Genomic DNA, 20,727 nt, shown 5'->3' with positions numbered 1-20,727 from the left:
CACTATTTCTCGATCCAATACTTTGTAAAATCTTCTGGAACAGTCCGCACAGTTCCTTTCTGAGCACTTCAGTCACGGGAAATACTTCACGTTGACAGGATCCTCAGGCTATGTTGCGTAAAGGATAAATCGTGGGCGTTGGCATTCTAATTGGTTATTTCGCAAAACCTGATGAAGCTCGCAAAGCCCTTCGGGAGCTGGGGAAACAAGACTTCCACCGCACCGCTTTGGTGCAGAAGAGGACGAACGGAGAGGTTCACATTACGGATCCTTTCCTCTGGCGCCGCGCTTACGGCGTGACCCTGGCTGTCATCCTGTCCGGCGGGATAGCCGAAGTTGCTTTTCTCGTTCTCTCCTGGTGGGGCTTGTTTCCGAGCGGCAACCTTTTTACTACGCTGACCTTGTTCCTCTCGACGATCACCATCGGCGGCCTGGTCGCGCTGTTATGGTTAAGACGCTCCAGGTACGGGGTTGCATCTGGGATCATCCGGGATCACGCCCGCTGGCTTGTGTCCGGGGAATCCGTCCTGCTTCTCCAGGCACCGGTCGAATCTTTACCGCGTCCGGTGGCTCTGCTCCGGGAAAACGGCGATATCCCTCCGGCGCTGTTCGTCATGCACCGCAAATGCGAGCGGCGGTCCGAGGCGCGGATCCCCAAGGTAAAGCTTTCCCCTGCCCAGGTTATTGAGCATGCGCAACGTCATGCCCGGGAGCAGCAGGTGGATCTGAAGCCCCATCGCAATTTTGAATTGCTCAAGCGCCTCAAACAGTCCCGGCAATGGGTCCGTCAGGTCTGTGAAGACCTTGCCGCGGCGAGCCGCTTGGAACAAAAAGCCACGCCGGCGGCCGATTGGATCCTGGATAACGAGTACATCCTGGAAGGGAACACCCGCGATGTATTGCGGAACCTTCCCCGGCGTTTTTACCAACAGCTGCCCACCCTGGCCTCTGATCCCTATCGCGGGTTGCCGTGCGTCTATGGTCTGGCCAAAAATCTTGTTTCCCATACAGAGCTGCGTCTTGATCGGGAGAATATCCTGGCGTTTATCGAAGCCTACCAATCCGTGCGCACGCTGACCATCGGCGAACTCTGGGCGACCCCCCAGATGCTGCGCATCGCGCTGATCGAGAGCATCCAGAATCTGGCCGTGACCGCTCTGACCAATCTGCGCGAACGTCAGTTGGCCGATTTTTGGGCCAACCGGCTGATAGCCGCCAATCGCCGCGATGCCAACCAACTCTTCGCAATTTTAGAGGAACTCGCCACCTCAGAGTTGCATCCCAGTCCGTATTTCGCTACGCAGTTGGTCAGTCTGCTGTACGACGAGGCCGCCGCCTTGGCGCCGATCAAAAACTGGCTTGAGCGCACGCTCAAAACCCCCCTGCACGACCTTAATCTACGGGAACAGAACCGGCAGGCCAGGGAGCAGTTGGCCAGCGGCAATGCCTTCACCAGCCTGCGTCAGCTTGCCCAGCTTGACTGGCGTGAGATCTTCGAGCAACTCAGCCGGGTGGAGCAGGTGTTGCGCCGCGATCCTTCCGGGATTTATGCAAAAATGGATTTCGCAACCCGCGACCGTTGTCGGCGGGCGGTGGAAGACCTTGCCCACGCTGCCGGCCAACCCGAGGAACAGGTTGCCGAGCGCGTTATCACGCTGGCGACGCAGGCAGGGCATGAAGCAACAGGCGATGCACAACGCAGCTACGTCACCACCTGGCTGGTCGGCAAGGGACGGGCCGAGTTGGCCCGGCTGTTGGGTTGCCGCGAAAAGCTCCGTTACCGCACGCTGGAATGGGTCTATTGCCACCACCCTGCTCTTTACGCCTTCGGCATCGGCGGCTTCTCCGCGCTGTTCGTTTTGCTGATCGTCGTTTTCGGCCTGCTCCCCGGCTTCGGCCAGACTGGGCCGTCGCCGGCCGTCCGGGTCGGGCTGGTCCTGCTCCTGCTGATTCCGGTCAGCCAGTTGGCCATCGAGGTGGTCAATTACCTGATCACGCGCTTTCTGCCGCCCCGGCCTTTGCCCAAGATGGATTACGAGAAGTCTGGGATTCCGGATGCCTTCCGCACCTTGGTGGTCGTGCCGATGATGCTGGTGAATGCGGAGACGATCCGAGACGAGGTGGAAAAGCTGGAGATTCGCTACCTGGCCAACAAGGAAGCAAATCTGTTCTTCAGCCTGTTCTCGGACTACACCGATTCCGCCACGTTTTCCCGTGAAGAGGACAAAGGGCTGCTCGAAATCGCGCGAGCACACCTGACAGAGCTCAATATACGCCATGGCGGCGAGCGTTTTTTCCTCTTCCATCGGGAACGCACCTGGAGCGAATCCGAACAGAAATTCATCGGCTGGGAGCGAAAGCGGGGCAAGCTGGAGGAGCTGAATTGCCTGATCGACGGGACGCGGCCGGAAAATGCTCCTGCTTTGGTATATGTGGGCGACCCGGATCAGCTGGCAGACATCCGCTTCATCATCACCCTGGACAGCGACACCCAGTTGCCGCACGCCTCGGCCCGCAGACTGGTCGAAACCCTGGCCCACCCCCTCAATCAACCCCGCTTCGATGCCACGGGCAGGATCATGGACGGCTATACCATCATCCAGCCGCGGGTGAGCCCGACCTTGCCGAGCACGAGCGCCTCGGTCTTCAGCCGGCTTTTCAGCGATGCCGTGGGGATCGACCCCTATACCCAGGCGATTTCCGATGTCTATCAGGACTTAAGCGGGGAAGGATCGTACCATGGCAAGGGGATATACGATGTCCGCGCCTTCAGCCGGGTGCTCTCCGGGCGGTTCCCTGAAGAGTGGGTTCTGAGCCATGACCTGCTCGAAGGGGCGCATGTCCGCGTTGGTCTGGCCAGCGATATTGAGCTTTTTGATGATTTTCCGCAAGGGTATCAGAGCTACAGCAGTCGGGCCCATCGCTGGATTCGCGGTGACTGGCAGATAGCGGGGTGGATTTTCCCGCATGTTCCCCAGGCTTCGGGCGGACAGGGACCGAACCCGCTTTCCCCCTTGAACCGTTGGAAGATCCTCGACAATTTGCGCCGCAGCCTCCTGCCGATCACGAGCCTGCTCCTGTTGACCGCCTCCTGGTTTATCTCCCCGAAAATCGGTGGCATCGCCACGCTGGTGGTCGGCATGCAACTGCTTTTTCACCCCTTGGCGCAGCCCTTCACCATGGCTACCACCCACAAGGGATTGATGTACTTCTCCCCGACCAAACTGTTGCACGACCTGCTGCGGGCCGTTATCGATGGGGCGCTGTTGCCGCACCAGGCAGCGGTGGCCCTGGATGCCATCATCCGGGTCTGCTACCGCCGCATGATCTCCCACCGTAACTTGTTGGAGTGGACCGCTCAATCAACCCATTGGCGCGCCTCCCTTCACCAACCGCTCTTTCTCGCGCACCTGGCCCTGGGGAGCCTCTTCAGTATGATCGTGGGTGCGGCGATCTGGCTTGTCATGCCGACCAGCCTGCCTGTTGCCGCCTCCTGGCTCGTTTTGTGGTTTTTCTCCCCGTTGTTCGGCTGGCTCCTCAATCTGCGCCCCATTGAACAGCGTCGGGAAAAACCGTTACCCGAAACGGACCGCCGTTTCCTCCGGCTGGTTGCCCGGCGGACCTGGCGCTATTTCTCATCCTTTGTCAACGCCGAAACCTCCTGGTTGCCCCCGGATAACTACCAGGTTGCCCATCAGAACAGTCTGGCCATGCGAACCAGTCCGACCAACATCGGCCTCTGGATGACCAGTGCCCTGGGAGCCCATGATTCCGGCTATTTGGCCATTAACCAGGTCGTGGAAAAGCTTACCAATACCATGGCAACCATTGGCCGTCTGGAACGCCACCAAGGGCATCTTCTCAACTGGTACGATATCCAGACCCTGGTGCCGCTCGAACCCCGCTACGTCTCCATGGTGGACAGCGGCAATCTGCTGGGCGCCCTGTGGGCCTTGGAGCAGGGGCTTGACGAGTTGGTGCATGGTCCGCTTTTGGATGGCAAGGCGTTTGCCGGTCTGGCCGATACCGGGGAAATCCTCAAGCACGACGCAGCCTTGGAAGAAAATGCCGATTTGTATCGGCAGACACTCGACCAACTCCTGGCGGAATGGAATGCTCCGTTGTCCGGCATCGTCGATCTTCTCCGTCTGCAGCGGCGGACTGAGGTCAATGTCAGGGCGATGGTCGTTGCCGCAGGGGCGACGCCATGGGGTGCGGAACTGGAACAACAGGCCACGGCCTGGGCCCAAAACAGCGACCGCTATCTCACCTGGATCGAGATTCTCGCGGAAAAAACCGCAGAGGAGCTGGCCCCGCTGGGTTCGGTGGCTCTGCTCGCCATCCGACATGATCTTGTACAGGCGCCTTCGCTGCACGATATTGCCCATGACCGGATCGGCTCGATCACGATTCTTCGCGTGATCCGCGAGGAATCTCTCCAGGCCAGCGCGCCTCTCACCCCTTGGCTCGACCGGGTTATCAAGGCATTCGCCACCTCGCAGTGGCTGGCCGGGGAAACCCTGGGAATGACGACCCGGCTCCGTGAGGATGTTCGGGAGTTGTCCGCCGCGCTGGACATGCGATTTCTCTATGACCGGGAAAGTAAACTGTTTGCCATCGGCTTTAATGTCTCCACCGACGTTTTGGACACTTCCCGTTACGATCTTCTGGCCAGCGAGGCGCGGTTCGGGAGTTTCGTTGCCATTGCCCGGGGCGATATCCCTCTGGAGCATTGGTTTTCCATGAGCCGACTGTATGGGGCTATCGGGAGACAGCGCGTGCTGCTTAGTTGGGCCGGGACCATGTTTGAATACCTGATGCCACTTTTGTTCCAGTACTCCTACGGCCACTCGCTTTTGGACAAGGCAGCCCGGGAAGCGGTGCAGGTCCAGATCACCTATGGCCGCAAGCGGCGCGTACCGTGGGGTATTTCCGAATCCGCCTTCGGCAATATGGACCTCAACAAAACCTATCAGTACAAGGCGTTCGGCGTGCCGCTGCTCGGCTTGAAACGCGGCCTGGAGGAAGAGCTGGTCATCGCTCCCTATGCCACCTTGCTGGCCCTGAACCTGGCGCCCAATGAAACCGTGCGGAATCTGAAACAACTGGCCGGCTTGGGGCTGCTTGCGGATTACGGGTATTACGAGGCCATGGATTTCAGCCGGCAAACGCAGCGGGTTGGCAAGCGCGGGGTGATAATCAAGGCGTATATGGCCCATCACCAGGGCATGGCTTTTCTGGCCTTGACCAACTTCCTGCATGGCAATCCGTTTCCGCGCCGTTTTCACAGCGATCCACGGGTCCGTGCCTTTGAGGCGCTTCTCCAGGAACGCATCCCGACCCTGCCTGCGCTACACCTGACCTCGACGCGGGAGAATGAGCCCACCTTGCTGGGCGTAGACCAGATTGCCCCGGCGGAAAGCATCTTTACCACGCCCCATACCGCCATTCCCCACAGCCTGCTGCTCAGCAACGGCCGCTATGGCGTGATGGTCACCAACAGCGGGGGCGGCTACAGTCAGTGGAGCGGCCAGGAACTCACCCGCTGGCGGTCGGATCGGACCTGTGATGCCATGGGGACCTTTTGTTTCCTTCATGAGCCTGATTCGGATCGGGTCTGGTCCAGCACCTATCAACCGGCCGATGGGAAGCTGGAAGGGTATTCGGTCAATTTCGCCCTCGATCGGGCCGTATTCCGGCGTGACCACAACGGGCTGCACAGTGAAACCGAGGTGATCGTCTCGCCGGAAGATGACGTGGAGATTCGGAGGATTACCCTGATCAACAGGTCAACCCGCGTCCGCCATCTTAACCTCACCAGCTATGTTGAGCTCTCCATGGCCCCCCACCGCGCGGATCGCCAGCACCCGGCCTTTAACAAGCTGTTCATCCAGACCGAAGCGCTCCCCGAACAGCAAGTTCTCCTGGCTTACCGGCGGTCACGCAGCGAGAACGAACTGCCTCTGTTTGTGGCGCACCGTTTGACCTGTGAGCCGGCAGGGGCTGATAGCCCGCCTGAAAAAGGTTGGCAGTTTGAAACCGACCGGAAACGGTTTATCGGGCGTGGCCGTCCCCTGGCCAAACCCATGGGGGCCATGCAAGATCTCGGCAACAGCCAGGGATTTGTCCTCGACCCGAGCTTAAGCCTGCGGCGAAGCATCACCCTGCAGCCGGGCCAACACACCCAGGTTTCCCTGGTGCTCGCCGCCGGTTCAAGCCGTGAAAAAGTTTTGCTGTTGATGGATAAATATTCCGAGCCCCAGGAGATCAACCGGGCCATGGATTTTGCCTGGGTCTCGGCCCAGCAGCAGTTGCAGATGCTGCACATTCAACCGGATGAAGCGCGCCGCTTCCAGCAACTGGCAAGTCATCTGTTGTTTCCCAACCCCCTCTTGCGTGCGGCCGGGGAGCAGCTCGCCGAGAATCGCAAGGGGCAAGCCGGCTTGTGGCCCTACGGCATCTCGGGCGACCTGCCCATAGCCCTGGTTACTATTGGCGAGGCCCGGGATATCAGTCTGGCCCGGCAGATGCTCCAGGCCTATACCTATTGGCGGATGCATGGCTTATCCACCGATCTGGTGATCCTCAACGAGGAACCCGGAAGTTATGAGCGTCCGCTTCAGGAACGCTTGGAACGGTTGATTCAGGCCCATTCCCTGATGAACGCGACGGATCAACCGAGCGGGATCTTCCTGCGCAATGCGGCGCTCATTCCCGAGGAAGATCTGAAGCTCCTCAAGAGCGTGGCCAGTGTCCTGCTGGTGGCGGCCCGCGGCACACTTCCCCAGCAATTGCGGGCGCCGGTGGAGGCTCCTGAGTTGCTGGAAAGGCTAAGCATAAAACGTGCGGTCCGGGAGCCCTCGGCGCCGCTGCCATTCATGGAGCTGCATTACTTCAACAGCCTGGGCGGCTTTACCCTGGATGGCCGTGAATACGCGATCTATCTCGGCCCCGACACCAACACCCCGGCCCCCTGGGTGAACGTCATCGCCAATCCGACCTTCGGCACCATGGTCAGCGAAACCGGCGCCGGCTTTACCTGGTATGGCAACAGCCAGCGCAATCGTCTGACCGGCTGGTCCAACGATCCGGTACTGGACCCAGCCTCGGAAGCGCTGTACATCCGCGACGAGGAGAGTGGCGTATTCTGGTCGCCGACCGCGGCGCCGATCCGTGAGAAAACGGCCTACCGGGCCCGGCACGGGGCAGGCTATACGGTATTTGAGCATAACAGCAACGGGATCGATCAGGAGCTGACCGTTTTTGTACCCGTGGATGAGAGCGGCGGACAGCCGGTCAAGCTGCAACGCTTGCGGCTCACCAATGGTTCCGCCAGAAGGCGCAGGCTCTCACTGACCTACTATGTGGAATTGACCCTGGGCGAGAACCGCGAAACCTCCCAGATGCATGTGATGACCAACTGGGATGACGAGGCCCAGGCCGTGCTGGCGCAAAATCGCTATCACCCCGAATATCCGGAGCGGGTCGCCTTCGTGGCCATAACCCCCCAGGCCGACTCCTACGGCGGCGACCGCACCGCCTTTATCGGCCGCAACCGCACGTTGGTGAACCCGGCGGCCATGGAGCTGACCCGGCTCTCGCAACGGACCGGCGCTGGGCTGGACCCATGCGCAACACTCCGGGTTACCCTGGAACTGTCGCCGGGCGAGCAACGGGAGATCACCTGTATGCTGGGCCAGGCCGACTCTGTGGCCCACGCCCGGGAACTGGTGCTCCGCTTTCAGGAGGAGAATGCCCTGGAGGAGGCGCTCGAGCAGACCAAAGCCTGGTGGGATAACCTGCTCGGCACCATTGAAGTGCAGACCCCCGAGCTGGCCGCCGATCTGTTGATCAACCGCTGGCTACAGTACCAGTCCTTAAGCTGTCGCCTCTGGGGCCGTTCCGCTTTTTACCAATCAGGCGGCGCCTTTGGTTTCCGCGATCAGTTGCAGGATGTCCTGGCGTTTTTGTATTCCAGGCCCGAATTGGCCCGCGCCCAGATCCTGCTCGCCGCCAGTCGGCAGTTCAAGGAAGGCGATGTCCAGCATTGGTGGCATGAACCTGCCGGGGCCGGAATCCGCTCACGCATTTCCGACGACCTGCTCTGGCTCCCCTATGTGGTGGCGCACTACGTCCGGACCACCGGCGATGCGAATATCCTCAAGGCCGAGGTCTCCTTCCTCAACGCCCCCATCCTGGCAGATGACCAGTACGAGGTATTCTCCACCCCCGAGGTCACCCTTGAACGCGCCACCCTTTTCGAGCACTGCCAACGCGCGGTCAGTCACGGCCTGACCATCGGGCCCCATGGCCTTCCCCTGATGGGGACCGGGGATTGGAACGACGGCCTGAACCTGGTGGGCGCAGGAGGCAAAGGGGAGAGCGTCTGGCTCGCCTGGTTCCTCTGCGAGTTGCTGCAGGGCATGGTCGAAATGTCCAATCTCCTGCAAGAACCGGAACTGGGACGAACCTACCAAAAGGCGAGGCAGGACCTGATCCAGAGGGCGGAGCAGGCCGGCTGGGACGGGGAATGGTATCTGCGGGGAACCTTCGACGATGGCTCTCCCCTTGGTTCCGCGGAAAACACCGAGGCAAGGATCGATTCCCTGCCCCAATCGTGGGCCTGGCTTTCCGACGCTGCCGACCCTGCGCGGGCCGAGCAGGGACTGGAGTCGGCCTGGAACCACCTTGTCCGCCAGGATGAAGGGCTGGTGCTTCTTTTTACGCCCCCCTTCGAGACATCCGAACCCTCGCCCGGCTACATCAAGGGCTATCCGCCCGGAGTGCGGGAGAATGGCGGCCAGTATACCCATGCCGCCCTCTGGATGGCCATGGCCATGGCCCGCAAAGGGGATGGGAATCGGGCGGTGCAGCTTTTGCGTATGCTCAATCCCATCGAGCACGCCCGCGATGCCGAAGCGGTCTGGCACTACGGGGTTGAGCCCTATGTGGTCGCGGCCGATGTCTATCGGTTGCCCGGGCGGATCGGACAGGGGGGATGGTCCTGGTATACCGGGGCTGCGTCCTGGATGTACCGGGCCTGGGTGGAAGAGGTTTTGGGCTTACAGGTGCGGGGCAAAGAGCTGCGAGTGAATCCGGTCATCCCCGCAACGTGGCCGGGCTTCAGCCTCCGCTATCGGCATGGGGAAACGATCTACGCGATCCAGGTGGAGAATCCGGACAGCTGCCAGCGCGGGGTTGCCTGGGTGGAGCTCGATGGCCAGCGCGTTCCCGAAGGGGTGATCCCCCTGGAACGCGAATTGGTGAAACATCGGGTCGTGGTCAGGATGGGGTTGCGGCAAGAGCCGAGCGGGGCTGCCAAAAAGCATCCCGGTGGAAAACGAGGCCAGCAGTAGTGCCCCAACTTTGCCTTGTCCCATTGATGGCACGACAAGACTGGTGATTGCTGGAGCGTGACGGAGTTGCTGTCTCCTCTTGAGGACCGACCCCTTCAGGCCTGACCATAAAGAGAGTATTGATTCCGTCCCGCTTGCTTGGCCTGATACATGGCGCTGTCGGCTTTCTTGAGAATGGTGTCGATATCCGCACCATGATCTGGATAGAGGGAGATCCCGATACTGCTGGTGATACTTAACGAGTGTCCCTCGAGCACAAAGGCGCTCTGGAAAACATCGATAATTTTTTTGGCAACCCGCAGTCCATTCTGGACGTTTTTTTGGTCGGAAAGCACAAAAACGAATTCATCCCCGCCGAAACGGCCAACGGTGTCCCCTTTCCGAAGGATTTCCGTCATTTTTTCCGCAACAGCTTGCAGCAACTTATCCCCGATATGATGACCGAGGGTATCATTGACCTCTTTGAATCTGTCAAGGTCGAGCATCATGAGGGCCACCTTCATTCCGTTTCTGTCGGCCTGGCTCATAGCCATATTAAAACGGTCGATAACAAGCATTCGATTCGGCAAGCCAGTCAGATGGTCATGATAGGCGAGACTCAGAATCTCCCGCTCCAGTTCTTTCTGGGTCGTGATGTCCTCAATGGCAAGAAGGATGACCCGCTTCTTGCCCTTTTCTCGTTTAATTTGCCGGGCATTCAAAAGCATTATGCGCCTGCCGATGGTGGAAAAAACGTGTTCCACCTCATAGTCGTCAAAGGTAGTCCTTTCGGGCAGGATGGTTTCCAGGAGTTCGCGCAGCTTGGGGATATCCCATTGTTTGTTGCCCAGGTCATAGATAAGCTGCCCCACGGTCTCTTCAGGCTTTACCTTGAAAACCTTATAGAACGAACGGCTGGCCGAGACCACCCTGAGGTCTTGATCCATAGCAACTAACGGCTCGCGCACGGTGTTGATGATGCTCTCGGCGAATTCACTGGCTTCATCTGCTTTTTCCTTAATGATGGCCAGTTCTTTTCGGGTCTTTTCCAGGCCGGCTTCTATCTTCTTCCGCGCGGTGATGTCCTCAATGGCAAGAAGGATGATCCGCTCCTTTCCCTTTCCTCGTTCAATTTGCCGGGCATTCAAAAGCATTATGCGCCTGCCGATGGCGGAAAAAACGTGTTCCACCTCGTAGTCGTCAAAGGTTGTCTTTTGGGGAAGGATGGTTTCCAGGAGTTCGCGCAGCTTGGGGATATCCCACTGTTTGTTGCCCAGATCATAGATAAGCTGCCCCACGGTCTCTTCGGGCTTTACCTTAAAGACCCCATAGAAGGAACGGCTGGCCGAGACCACCCTGAGGTCTTGATCCAGGGCAACTAACGGCTCGCGCACGGTGTTGATGATGCTCTCGGCGAATTCCCCGGATCGTGTCATGCGTTTTCCGCTGACCATTAACTACCTCTCATTTTTTGTTGATATGATCGTTGCGGCAAAAGGATTCGTGCATTTTTCACAGGAGCACAAATAAGGGGAAGATCACTCCCAGGCAGGCCAGGAGTACACCTGAACTAAACGGATCTTGGCCTCCGGCATCTCCAAAACCAAGAGTTCCAAACGATTCCGGAGGATTGGGGCCGCTATCTCACCAAACCGACCGGCAACCCAGAGATGCCGGAAATGATCAGCGGCAGGCGTCCACGCTATTTCCTGGACATCAACCAGCCCAGGAGCAGGCCAGCGAGGAAAGTGCCACCGATGGCATAATATGGCTTTACATGAATAAACTCGTCAGCGGTCTGGACCTTGTCCCGGAATTGGGTTTCAAGATCGCCGTACTCGCCCCGGGCTGCTTCCAGACGTTTCTTCAGTGCGGTTCTGGCTGAGTTGATCCGGTCGTCGAGTTCGCCGGAAGTAGCATCCACAAGCGCATGGGCATGGTCGATGATGTAGTGCATTTCCTGACTCATTGGTTTGTAGTTTTTGTTTGTGGTTGCCATATTGCAGAACCTCCTCAGGTTGAGTCTTTGCCTTTACTGCAGCAATGTAAATCTCTTCGTTCCTGAAAAGATGACGGCTTATCTCCCCACACGGATAGTGGAGAGGTAACTGGAAAGTCCAAAAACATTCAGGAGCCACAAAACCACGGCAATGATCACAACGGCATTCAAAATTGACTTTATGGATCTCGCCATTGGGATGAATCGGTTGATGAGCCAGAGAACAACACCAACCACGACCAGGACAAATACCACTTGAATTAACGGCATGAGTTCATACACCTCCCTATTGTGCTTTTGGAAACAAAAACCTCATCAATCCGCTCCCTATCATACTCTGCCCGGTATAATGGGCTTGAGGATCAAGTTAGCCGCCACTCTGCTTTCAAAAATCGTTTGCCCAATCTTCTGCAAGCAGCATCAGACGCTTCGGTCATCTAAAACCGCCCCAACAGCATCAGGATGAGGAGAATCAAAAGAATCAAGCCAAGCCCGCCGCTCGGGTAGTAACCCCACTCTCGGCTATGAGGCCAAGTGGGGATTGCGCCCAACAGCATCAAAATCAGAACAACGACCAAAATCGTTCCAAGCATAATATTCCTCCTTTGTATTGAAGAGACTCGCTACCGCATGCCGTAATTATGGTTTCTCTGCTAATTACTAGAAACTCTGCCGCATAATCATACCGATCTTGGTAGCGCCTGCATTATCATGCTCAACAACCGGCATCAGTAAAAACCGGTCGGTGATTGTTGCACCGATCATCGCGCCAAGCATGTGTGACGCTATATCCAGGAGTGAACTCGAAAACTTTTCTCCTTCGGCCATCTGTAGCCCTTCCCCGATCAAAATAACGGCAGTGCTCCCTGTAAACCCGATGATGCCCCGGTCCTCCGGCCAGTACTTGTCGGCAACAGTGGCCGTAATGACACCAGCGATGAGCGCCCCTCCCGCAACATGGCTCAATTCGCCCGGCACGTTGATGCCTGCTGCCAGTGCAGATGTGGCACATAACAAAAAACTACCTATCCACAAAACCAATTTCATTACTTACTCCTGCGGATGACCATCGGAACTCGTCACGCGCATCTATGGTTAAAAGACTGGAAAAATAGTGTGACCAATTTGGTCTCCATGCATTTCCCCGCAGGCCCAGCATTCCCCCTGATTGCTCTTTCCACTGCCGTCTCTTGCATGCCGGCAGCGTTATCCAGCTTCTTTGAACGAGGGCTTTAAACGCGGACTACTTGATGGTCATCCGGTTCGTTACGCTCTTCACTCCGGTTACGTCGCTGGCAAGTTTGGTGGCCAAACTCAACTCGGCGGCGTTATTAGCCTTGCCATACAAGGTGACCGCACCACGCTTCGTTTCGACCTTGGCATTCATGGCGCTGGTCGAATGGTGAGAAAGCAAAGTTATCTTGACCTGGGCAGTGATGGAAGCGTCATCAATCTTTTCGCCCACCGTTCGCTCCTTTTTCGGAGTCTTTGCCACACTCATCTCGTTCTGTACGCCTTTAACCCCTTCCACATCCTTGGCGTATTCCGCCGTCAATTCCTTTTGCGCCAGACTGGCAGCCTCGCCCCGCAGGGTCACGATACCGTCTTTAACATCCACCTCGGTTGTGCCGGCGCGCACACTGCGATGAAACAAAAGCGTGATTTTCACCTTATCACGGAGCCACGCATCGGAATTTGCGGTGGGGGCTGCCCCTTTAACTTCCAACCTGTTGTCCACACCCTTAACCCCGGGGAGGCCTGCGACGGTCTCCTGGGCCAAGGATTTGTGGAAGTTTTCGGAAACAATCCCGGTCAAGGTGACGGCGCCGTCCTTGGATTCGATTTTGATATCATCACCCTGAAGATAGGTTTTGAACACATACGACTGCCTGGCAGAGGATTCGATGCGGACGTCCATATTTTCAGCTTGCACCGGCTTATCGAGCGACCCCATAGCCAGCGCGGCCACCATTAACGCTATAAAACTTATCGTTTTCATAAAACGTTCTCCTGTGTTGGTTGCCATAGCTCCTGCATCAAATTTCCGAGGTCGTTTCTCCTTGAGAAAATGAACAAAAAAATTGGCGCCAGCAAGGATGCTGACGCCAATTAAACCCCCGAAGAGGGTTACTCCGTATACTGGAGGGTGATGATCACGGTCCGGTTCAGCGATCTCCCCTCGGGCAGACTGTTGTCATAGGGCGGATTATAGGGTCCGTTGCCCGCATGATTTATCTGTGCGGCAACCAATGTCCCGGCTTGCTGAGTGGTGCCGTACACCGTTTTTGCCCGACGTTCGGACAACTCGACATTATATTTTTCCTTACCGATATTATCGGTGTGTCCTACGATATCCATGGTCACGGTCTTAAGCTCCGCCACCCTGGCGAGCACTCTGTTGACAATGATCTGATTGCGATCCTTCAATTCCGTCCGGTCAAAATCAAAGAGAATCAGGCCATACTTCTCCACAATCTTATTGCCGATTTTCTGGGCAATGCGCTCCTCCCGCTTGATAACATTGATGGCAATCGGAGAGGTGGAGACGCCGAAGGCATTGCCTTCCTTGTCTTTCAGTTCAAGATCAGCGCTGAGCTGCCCAAGCGCGGCAAGATTGCGAGGGCCCATCGTTTCCAGGGGAAAAATAATTTCCGTCGGCGGATTCCCCACGCCCTCCCGGGTAGCCAGCACCTTGTCCCCGCCCAACAGTCTAAGCTGCCAGCGCACAATCTCGGTCTCCGCCTGCAATGCCGAGCGGATTCGAATTTCCTTGGTGTCGGCTTGTTCCTGCACATAAGTGCTTTTGATGGTATCGAGGATGGCGGGATGACTGGACAGGATTTCAACCCGCTGATTTTCAACGATACCGTCCGGCACCCGGCTGGTGCTGGGCACTGCGGGAAGGTTCCGCGCCTTGATTTCCATCCGGGCCGGGTCAATGGACCACACGGATTGAAGGTAAGCGGCAACCGCCTCAGCCCGATTCTTTGCCAGGGCAATCTTTCCCTTTTCCACGCCGTTATTGGAATTGCAGCCCACCAGGGTTATCCGAGCCTCGGGGTTGGCCACCAGCCGTTTGCCGATCACGTTCAAAACCTGGTGGTACTTCTCCATGGTGCCCGTGAGTTTTTCCTCGGAAAACGCCGCTATCTCCTCCGGGCCGGACAGGGCAACATATCTTCCCGGAATACGGCTTTCCCCCGTGCCAAAATAGACATGATTCAACAATGGAGAGCTGTCCCGTATGGTGACCTCCTCGATATTCACGGAGGAAGGCACACTGAAAAGAGTCGCTGTCGGCGGGATGAGAAATCGGTAAGTGACCAAGTAACGATGGAAGATGGTGGTGGAAAATTTGTTGAAAATAGGCAGGAAATCGTTGGCCGATTTGGCCTTGCGGATCATCCCGTTATTCCCCTGGACAAAAGAAGTCAGGAAGGTGTCCAAGCCCGGCTTGTCCATGTAATCCACGGCATAGGCGGCGAAATTGACCAAGCCCTTGGCTGACAAACCAACCTCCTCGGCTTTCACCTTGCTATTGATATCTTCTCCGTCTGAGAAAACGATCATGAACTTCTGGCTTTCCGCAGGCATCTGCCGGATGATCTCCAACCCCTTCTGCATGCCGTCATAGAGATAGGTGCCATCGGTCGTCTTCGGGAAAAAACTGCTCCGGAGAGATTGGTTCAAGGCCGAGACATCGTTGCTCTGAAACATCTTGGTGGAAACCCTGGGCTGTTTCGTCCCCGGATCAACAAAGGTGACGATATGGACGTTGTCGATGGGCCGAACAAGGGCAAGAAAGCTGCTCAGAGCCGCCAGCAATGGTTCGACCGCTTTGCGCTCTTCCATGGAATAGGAATTATCCACCACCAAAACGAGATTAAGACCGATATTTCTCTGTTCCTGGACATCTTCCACCGAAAGAATCTTCGCTGTTTTTGGCCCTTGCTTGATGGAAAAATCCTCTCTCTGTAAGCCTGTGACATATTCTCCGTCCTTATCCTGGACCGAGACCAGCACCTTGCCTTCGGCAAGAGGTTGGAAACTCGATCTTACCCCCTGCCGGAGAACCCGCACCTCAAGGGGATCAAGGGCCAGACTTCGGTCGACCCATGAAAAAACGGCAACCAACAAACAAAAAAGACTAACGATTTTTTTCATGGTGTTTCTCCTGTAAGAATGCGCTGTGCAACACGATGGCAAGACTTCACACGGTTTTCTTTATCCAACTGGCCAAGAACTCTCAGCAAAAGAAAGCAAGAGCACGAGTCTCCCATTACAAAAAACTTGTCTCGGTGTTTGTTAGTGATCTTGCAAAGCAGAATATGTGCCAGGTGATTTATTGCCAGGATACTGGCGGTCATCATACTGAAATAATAGAAATTAAAATAGATATTGCTCTGGGGACAGAATACTTTGAAAGGGGCTGTTGCCTGACATGTCAGGAATTTCCTGATATGTCAGGCGTGCTGAACAACTCATGAGCCGATGGACTAACAGTCGAGAAAAAACGCGCCAAGTACCACTCTCAGCGCACCAATTGGTTGATTTCCATGATGGGCAACAGGATGGCCAGCACGATCATGAGCACGACTCCCGCCATCACCAGGATCATTACCGGTTCGAGCAGGGTCAGCAAAACCGCCAAGCGCCGTTCAAGGGCCTGGGTTTCAAGTTGAGCGGCCCGTGCGAGCATTTGCTCCAGCTTGCCGCTCACTTCCCCGCTCGCCACCAGATGGACCATGAGCGGCGGAAAAATGCGCGTCGCCCCGAGCGCTCGCGCCAGGCTTTCGCCCTCGCGCACACGCTCTACAGCGCCCTCCACACCCTCCTGCATCACCATATTGGTCATCGCGCGCGCCCCGGAATTGAGCGCGGAAAGCAACGGCACTCCGCCGCCGACGAGAATGGCCAGCGTGCTGGCGAAACGCGAGGTGTTGACGCCCCGGACAAGCGGCCCGAGCAGTGGCGCGCGCAGCAACAGGGTGTGCCAGCGACGTCTGGGCGCATCCCGGCGGAGCGCGATGCGCGCCCCGACAAAGATGCCGACACCGGTGACCACGAGATATGGCCAAGCCAGGCGCAGAAAATCCGAGAGCCCGATCAGCGCGCGCGTGAGAAAAGGGAGGCTCTGCCGTGACTGCTGGAAAACCTGAACGATCTGCGGAACCACATAGATCAAAAGACCGGTGACGATACTGATTGCGACAACCGTGACCAGGACCGGGTAGAGAAGCGCGAGGCTGGTTTTCTGCTTGAGCGCCTGCCGCGCATCGAGATAGTCGGCAAGATGCTCCAGCACGGTGGGCAGGGCACCCGATTCCTCGCCGCCGTGAACCAGCGCCCGATAAAATTCGGGGAAATGCTTGTCGTAGGTGCCCAGTGCGCCGGCAAGAGAGAGGCCGGCCGTAACCTCGGCTTTGACGCCACCGAGCACCTCCCGCGTCATCGGGGCAGACACTTCCTCGATCAAGGCGGTGAGCGACTGCTCCATGGTCAAACCCGAGGAAAGCAAGGTCGCCAGCTGCCTGGTCACCAGGCTCAGTTCAGCAGAGGAAATCCCGCGCGTCCACGGCTGCCGAGCACGTTCGCGGGTCCGCACCCGGTCGATCTGCGATGGATGCAGACCCTGGGTGCGCAACTGGCTCCGCGCCTGACGCGGCGAATCGGCTTGCACCACCCCGGAGACTGAACGTCCGGCCATATCGAGGGCTTCATAGCGGAATGCTTCCATACCCTGCCCCTATTCGCGCGTTACGCGCACAACTTCCTCGAGGCTTATCGCACCCTCGGAGGCCAAGCGAATACCGTCATCGCGCAACGAGCGCATCCCGCGCGAAAGAACATATTCACGGAGTACCTGCTCGGAGGCGCGATCATGGATCAGCCGGCGCAGGCCATCGTCGACGGTCAGCAATTCGTAGAGACCGGTTCGCCCCTTGTAGCCCGAACGATTGCAGGAGGGGCAGCCCTGGGGCGCATAAAAGGATCCCTCTGTCGGAGTGAACCCGAGGGTGACAAGCTGCGCCGGGTCCGGGGTAAAGGGCTTGCGGCATTCCAGGCAAAGCCTGCGCACCAGGCGCTGGGCCCCAACACCGATCAGACTGGAGGCGAGCAAAAAAGGTTCCACCCCCATGTCGACCAGTCGGGTAACCGCACTTACCGCATCATTGGTGTGCAGGGTGGCAAAAACCAGGTGGCCGGTAAGGCTTGCCTGCACGGCAATCTGCGCGGTTTCAAGATCGCGGATTTCACCGATCATGATCACGTCCGGGTCCTGACGCAAAATGGTGCGCAGGGCACGGGCGAAACTCATTTCGATCTTGGTATTGATCTGGGTCTGGCTGATGCCGTCGAGGTCATACTCGATGGGGTCCTCGACGGTCATAATGTTCAACGCCTTCGGATCCAACCGCGACAGCGCGGCATAGAGCGTCGTGGTCTTGCCCGACCCGGTGGGCCCGGTGACCAGCACAATGCCGTGCGGTTCGCGAATCAGCGCATCCATGTGCGCCAGGGTCGCGTCGTCCATGCCCAGCCGCGATAGATCGAGCCGCCCGGCCTGCTTGTCGAGCAAGCGCAGCACGACCCGTTCGCCGTGGCCGGTTGGAATCGTCGACACCCGAACGTCAATCGGCTTGCCCGCCACCCGCAGAGCAATTCGCCCATCCTGCGGCAGGCGTTTTTCGGCAATATCGAGTTGCGCCATGATCTTGATGCGCGAGATGATGGCTGCATGCAGGGCGCGGGCCGGTTCAATCAGGTCACGCAGCGTCCCATCGACTCGCAGTCTTACAACCAAACGCGTTTCGAATGGTTCGATATGGATGTCCGAAGCCCCCTCCCGCAGCGCTTGCGTAAACAGCGCATTGATCAGACGGATGAGGGGGGCATCGTTCTGGCTGTCCAGCAGATCTTCAATGCGGGGTATTTCCTGCAACAGCCGCGACAGGTCCTGATCCTGCGCCATGTCGTCCGCAAGGGCTGCCGCGCCTGCATCCTTGGCGTTGTACAGCTCGGCGACAAGCTCATCGAAGGCGTCGGCCCCAAGACACCGGGCTTGCACAGGCATGGCCAGGATGCGGCGCAGTTCGGCCAGCGCGCCTGCCGGCGCACCGTCACGCACAGCTACCTCGGCAAAGCCGTTGCCAAAGGCGCTGACAACGACGCCGTTGGCGGTCACAAAAGCGTAGGGAACGGATGGTTTTGTCATGACCTTGCGCTATTCCGGTTTGACGGTTTCCGCCGGTGCTGCACTCTCAAGGGGAGGCAGGCTCGGCGACGGGTAGTTGGGGAGAATGGCATGAGGGACGGGCACAGCCTCGGCTTGCTCGCCGCGGATGTAGTCATAGCGATTGCTGGTCAGCGCATCGGCACGCTGGGCGTCGCGCAGTACGGTCGGGCGGAGAAAGACCATGAGGTTCGTCTTGGTGCGGGAACGGTTGTCATACCTGAAAAGACCGCCGATCAACGGGATATCGCCAAGAAGGGGAATCTTCGAAGCCCCGTCGCTGACGGAATCCTGGATCAGGCCGCCTATCACGATGATTTGTCCATCGTTAACAAGCACGCTCGTTTCGACCGAACGCTTATTGGTGGTCAAACCGGAGGGATCTTTAATGCTATTTTTGTCAACATTCGACACCTCCTGAAAAATATCCAGGCGAACGGTTCCGCCTTCGGAGATCTGCGGCTTGATACGCAACGTGAGGCCGACATCCTTGCGCTCGATGGTCTGAAACGGCGTCGGCGTGGTCGCCGCGCCGGAAATCGCATACTGACCGGTGAGAAACGGGACGTTCTGCCCGATGACGATTTTTGCTTCGCGGTTATCGAGGGTCAGCAGCGTCGGCGTGGACAGGATATTGGCATTGTTGTCCGTCTCCAATGCGCGCACGAGGAGGCCAAGGTTCAAGATCTCCACGCCGCCGAAGGTTACCGTGCCCCGTAAAACGCCGATGTTCAAGCCCTGTCCGGCGGTGAGCGGGTTCTGGGTAATGCCGAGGATGTTCTGGCCGGCGGTGCCGAAATTGGTGCCGCCGAACACCTGGGAAGTAGACTTGCCAAGACCGCTCAGATCCTGCCACTGAACACCGAACTCCGCGGCCTTGTCGGCGGTAACTTCGGCAATCAGCGCCTCGACATACACTTGCGCCCGGCGCGCATCGAGTTTTTCCACCACCGCGCGCAGATTGTTATAGATCGGATCCGGGGCGGTGATGATGATCGAGTTGGTGGCTTCATCCGCCTGAATGATGCCGGCTTGCGTGGCTGTCTGCGGTTGCGCCTGCGCCTGCGCCTGTGCTGCCGGCGTGGCCCCTCCCGGCTGGTGCTGGTTGTTGCCGGGCAGGGATTCTCCCGTGTAAATCGCCCGCAATACCTCCGCCAGCTTTACCGCCTCGGCGTTTTTCAGATAGACGACGTGGATATTGCCGGCAACGCTGGTTGGGGAGTCAAGCTTTGCCGCCAATTGGCGTATCCAGGCAAGCCGCGAGGGGTCACCCACCCGCGCAATCAGGCTATTTGAGCGGGCATCCGCGACGACGATGATGCGCTGCGTCGGTTCCGTACCCAGCTGCCCTTGCTGGGCCTGGGCCGTGTCGGCGAACAGGCGGTTGACCGTTTGCGCCACATCAAAGGCCGAGGCATAGTACAGCGGAATCATAACCGGCTCCGCGGTGCCGGCCGGCCGATCGATGGACTCAATAATCTTTTCAATGCGCTGCAGATTACTGGCGTAATCGGTAATGACCAGCACGTTGCTGTTCTGAATGGCGGAGATGGCGTTGTTCGGGGCGATGAGCGGACGCAGGGTCGGCAACACCTGTGCGGCCGATTCATAGGTCAGCGCGAACACTCGCGTTTGAATCTGATCGCCTCCGGGACGTAAAGCGTCCTTCGGGCCGAAAGTGGGACTGCGGTGCAATTTGGCGTCGGCCTCAGGGAGGATCCTGACCAACCCGCGTCCCTCGATCGCCGCATACCCTTGCAGGCGTAAGGCCGAGAGGAATACTTCGTAGACCAGCGCCCGGGACATCGGCTTGACCGAGATGATATTGATTGTGCCCTTGACGCGCGGATCGAGCACGAAATTTTTGCCGGTGATTTCGCTCACCGTCTTTACCACGCCTTCAATATCGGCATTGACGAAGTTGAGCATGACCATATCGGGACCAGTCGGCTGCCCCTTCTCTTGTCCCCCACTGCCCGCCTGAGGCGGGGTGGGAGTTTGCCCGGCAGGCGTCATCGCCGGTGCGCCGGAAAGCGGAGCGCTTCCCGAATCGGCAGACCATGCCTGCGCGCTGCAGACCACCATGACCAGACACATGAGTACTGTTTGTAAGCAACGCTTCATAGCTCAACTCTCCCCAGGCCCATCATTGGTAAGCA

General features: G+C 57.9%; 12 protein-coding genes. 2 read left to right on the top strand and 10 right to left on the bottom strand.

Translation table 11 applies throughout. The features are described 5' to 3' along the window. The first annotated feature begins 296 nt into the window (after positions 1–296). Complete coding sequence (locus ACZ46D_RS12890) at positions 297–9,356, top strand: glycoside hydrolase family 94 protein (RefSeq protein ID WP_464927842.1); 9,060 nt, start codon at positions 297–299, stop codon at positions 9,354–9,356. A 95-nt stretch (positions 9,357–9,451) separates the two neighbouring features. Here ACZ46D_RS12890 and ACZ46D_RS12885 read toward each other — a convergent pair whose 3' ends face one another. The 7 genes from ACZ46D_RS12885 to ACZ46D_RS12855 form a co-directional block, all read right to left on the bottom strand. Continuing rightward, on the bottom strand, positions 9,452–10,771 hold the full coding sequence (locus ACZ46D_RS12885) for a diguanylate cyclase domain-containing protein (RefSeq protein WP_464927841.1): 1,320 nt from the start codon (positions 10,769–10,771) through the stop codon (positions 9,452–9,454). Between the two features lie 266 nt (positions 10,772–11,037). After that, complete coding sequence (locus tag ACZ46D_RS12880; protein WP_464927840.1) at positions 11,038–11,334, bottom strand: ElaB/YgaM/YqjD family protein; 297 nt, start codon at positions 11,332–11,334, stop codon at positions 11,038–11,040. Between the two features lie 78 nt (positions 11,335–11,412). Next, positions 11,413–11,604 (bottom strand): Thivi_2564 family membrane protein, encoded by a 192-nt coding sequence (locus tag ACZ46D_RS12875; RefSeq protein ID WP_464927839.1) that lies wholly within the window; start codon positions 11,602–11,604, stop codon positions 11,413–11,415. 167 nt (positions 11,605–11,771) lie between these two features. Then, positions 11,772–11,927, bottom strand: coding sequence for a DUF3309 family protein (locus ACZ46D_RS12870; protein ID WP_464927838.1), 156 nt, complete (start codon positions 11,925–11,927; stop codon positions 11,772–11,774). 67 nt (positions 11,928–11,994) lie between these two features. After that, a complete protein-coding gene (locus ACZ46D_RS12865) occupies positions 11,995–12,381 on the bottom strand; it encodes a hypothetical protein (protein ID WP_464927837.1) in 387 nt (128 codons plus the stop codon). A 196-nt stretch (positions 12,382–12,577) separates the two neighbouring features. After that, on the bottom strand, positions 12,578–13,333 hold the full coding sequence (locus ACZ46D_RS12860) for a BON domain-containing protein (protein ID WP_464927836.1): 756 nt from the start codon (positions 13,331–13,333) through the stop codon (positions 12,578–12,580). Between the two features lie 128 nt (positions 13,334–13,461). Next, a complete protein-coding gene (locus tag ACZ46D_RS12855; protein WP_464927835.1) occupies positions 13,462–15,498 on the bottom strand; it encodes an OmpA family protein in 2,037 nt (678 codons plus the stop codon). A gap of 35 nt (positions 15,499–15,533) precedes the next feature. Here ACZ46D_RS12855 and ACZ46D_RS12850 point away from each other — a divergent pair, with 35 nt between their 5' ends. Continuing rightward, on the top strand, positions 15,534–15,821 hold the full coding sequence (locus ACZ46D_RS12850) for a hypothetical protein (protein ID WP_464927834.1): 288 nt from the start codon (positions 15,534–15,536) through the stop codon (positions 15,819–15,821). 44 nt (positions 15,822–15,865) lie between these two features. On the opposite strand, the gene gspF is transcribed toward ACZ46D_RS12850, so the two are convergent. Genes gspF through gspD form a run of 3 tightly spaced genes read right to left on the bottom strand, consistent with a single transcriptional unit; the run spans position 15,866 to position 20,692 of the window. Then, complete coding sequence (gspF, locus tag ACZ46D_RS12845; RefSeq protein ID WP_464927833.1) at positions 15,866–17,071, bottom strand: type II secretion system inner membrane protein GspF; 1,206 nt, start codon at positions 17,069–17,071, stop codon at positions 15,866–15,868. 9 nt (positions 17,072–17,080) lie between these two features. Next, positions 17,081–18,550 (bottom strand): type II secretion system ATPase GspE, encoded by a 1,470-nt coding sequence (gene gspE / locus ACZ46D_RS12840; protein WP_464927832.1) that lies wholly within the window; start codon positions 18,548–18,550, stop codon positions 17,081–17,083. 9 nt (positions 18,551–18,559) lie between these two features. Next, positions 18,560–20,692 carry a type II secretion system secretin GspD gene (gene gspD / locus ACZ46D_RS12835; RefSeq protein WP_464927831.1) on the bottom strand — a complete coding sequence of 711 codons (2,133 nt, stop codon included), beginning with the start codon at positions 20,690–20,692 and terminating at the stop codon, positions 18,560–18,562. Positions 20,693–20,727 lie beyond the last annotated feature (35 nt).

Source organism: Thiovibrio sp. Mzg5 (genome assembly GCF_055379285.1).
This window is presented reverse-complemented; position numbering and strand designations above follow the sequence as displayed.

Bases quoted from the DNA above. Each gene is read 5' to 3' on its own strand.
- ACZ46D_RS12885 (WP_464927841.1), bottom strand. From the start codon at position 10,771: ATGACACGATCCGGGGAATTCGCCGAGAGCATCATCAACACCGTGCGC.
- ACZ46D_RS12880 (WP_464927840.1), bottom strand. From the start codon at position 11,334: ATGGCAACCACAAACAAAAACTACAAACCAATGAGTCAGGAAATGCAC.
- ACZ46D_RS12875 (WP_464927839.1), bottom strand. From the start codon at position 11,604: ATGCCGTTAATTCAAGTGGTATTTGTCCTGGTCGTGGTTGGTGTTGTT.
- ACZ46D_RS12870 (WP_464927838.1), bottom strand. From the start codon at position 11,927: ATGCTTGGAACGATTTTGGTCGTTGTTCTGATTTTGATGCTGTTGGGC.
- ACZ46D_RS12865 (WP_464927837.1), bottom strand. From the start codon at position 12,381: ATGAAATTGGTTTTGTGGATAGGTAGTTTTTTGTTATGTGCCACATCT.
- ACZ46D_RS12860 (WP_464927836.1), bottom strand. From the start codon at position 13,333: ATGAAAACGATAAGTTTTATAGCGTTAATGGTGGCCGCGCTGGCTATG.
- ACZ46D_RS12855 (WP_464927835.1), bottom strand. From the start codon at position 15,498: ATGAAAAAAATCGTTAGTCTTTTTTGTTTGTTGGTTGCCGTTTTTTCA.
- ACZ46D_RS12850 (WP_464927834.1), top strand. From the start codon at position 15,534: ATGGCAAGACTTCACACGGTTTTCTTTATCCAACTGGCCAAGAACTCT.
- gspF (WP_464927833.1), bottom strand. From the start codon at position 17,071: ATGGAAGCATTCCGCTATGAAGCCCTCGATATGGCCGGACGTTCAGTC.
- gspE (WP_464927832.1), bottom strand. From the start codon at position 18,550: ATGACAAAACCATCCGTTCCCTACGCTTTTGTGACCGCCAACGGCGTC.
- gspD (WP_464927831.1), bottom strand. From the start codon at position 20,692: ATGAAGCGTTGCTTACAAACAGTACTCATGTGTCTGGTCATGGTGGTC.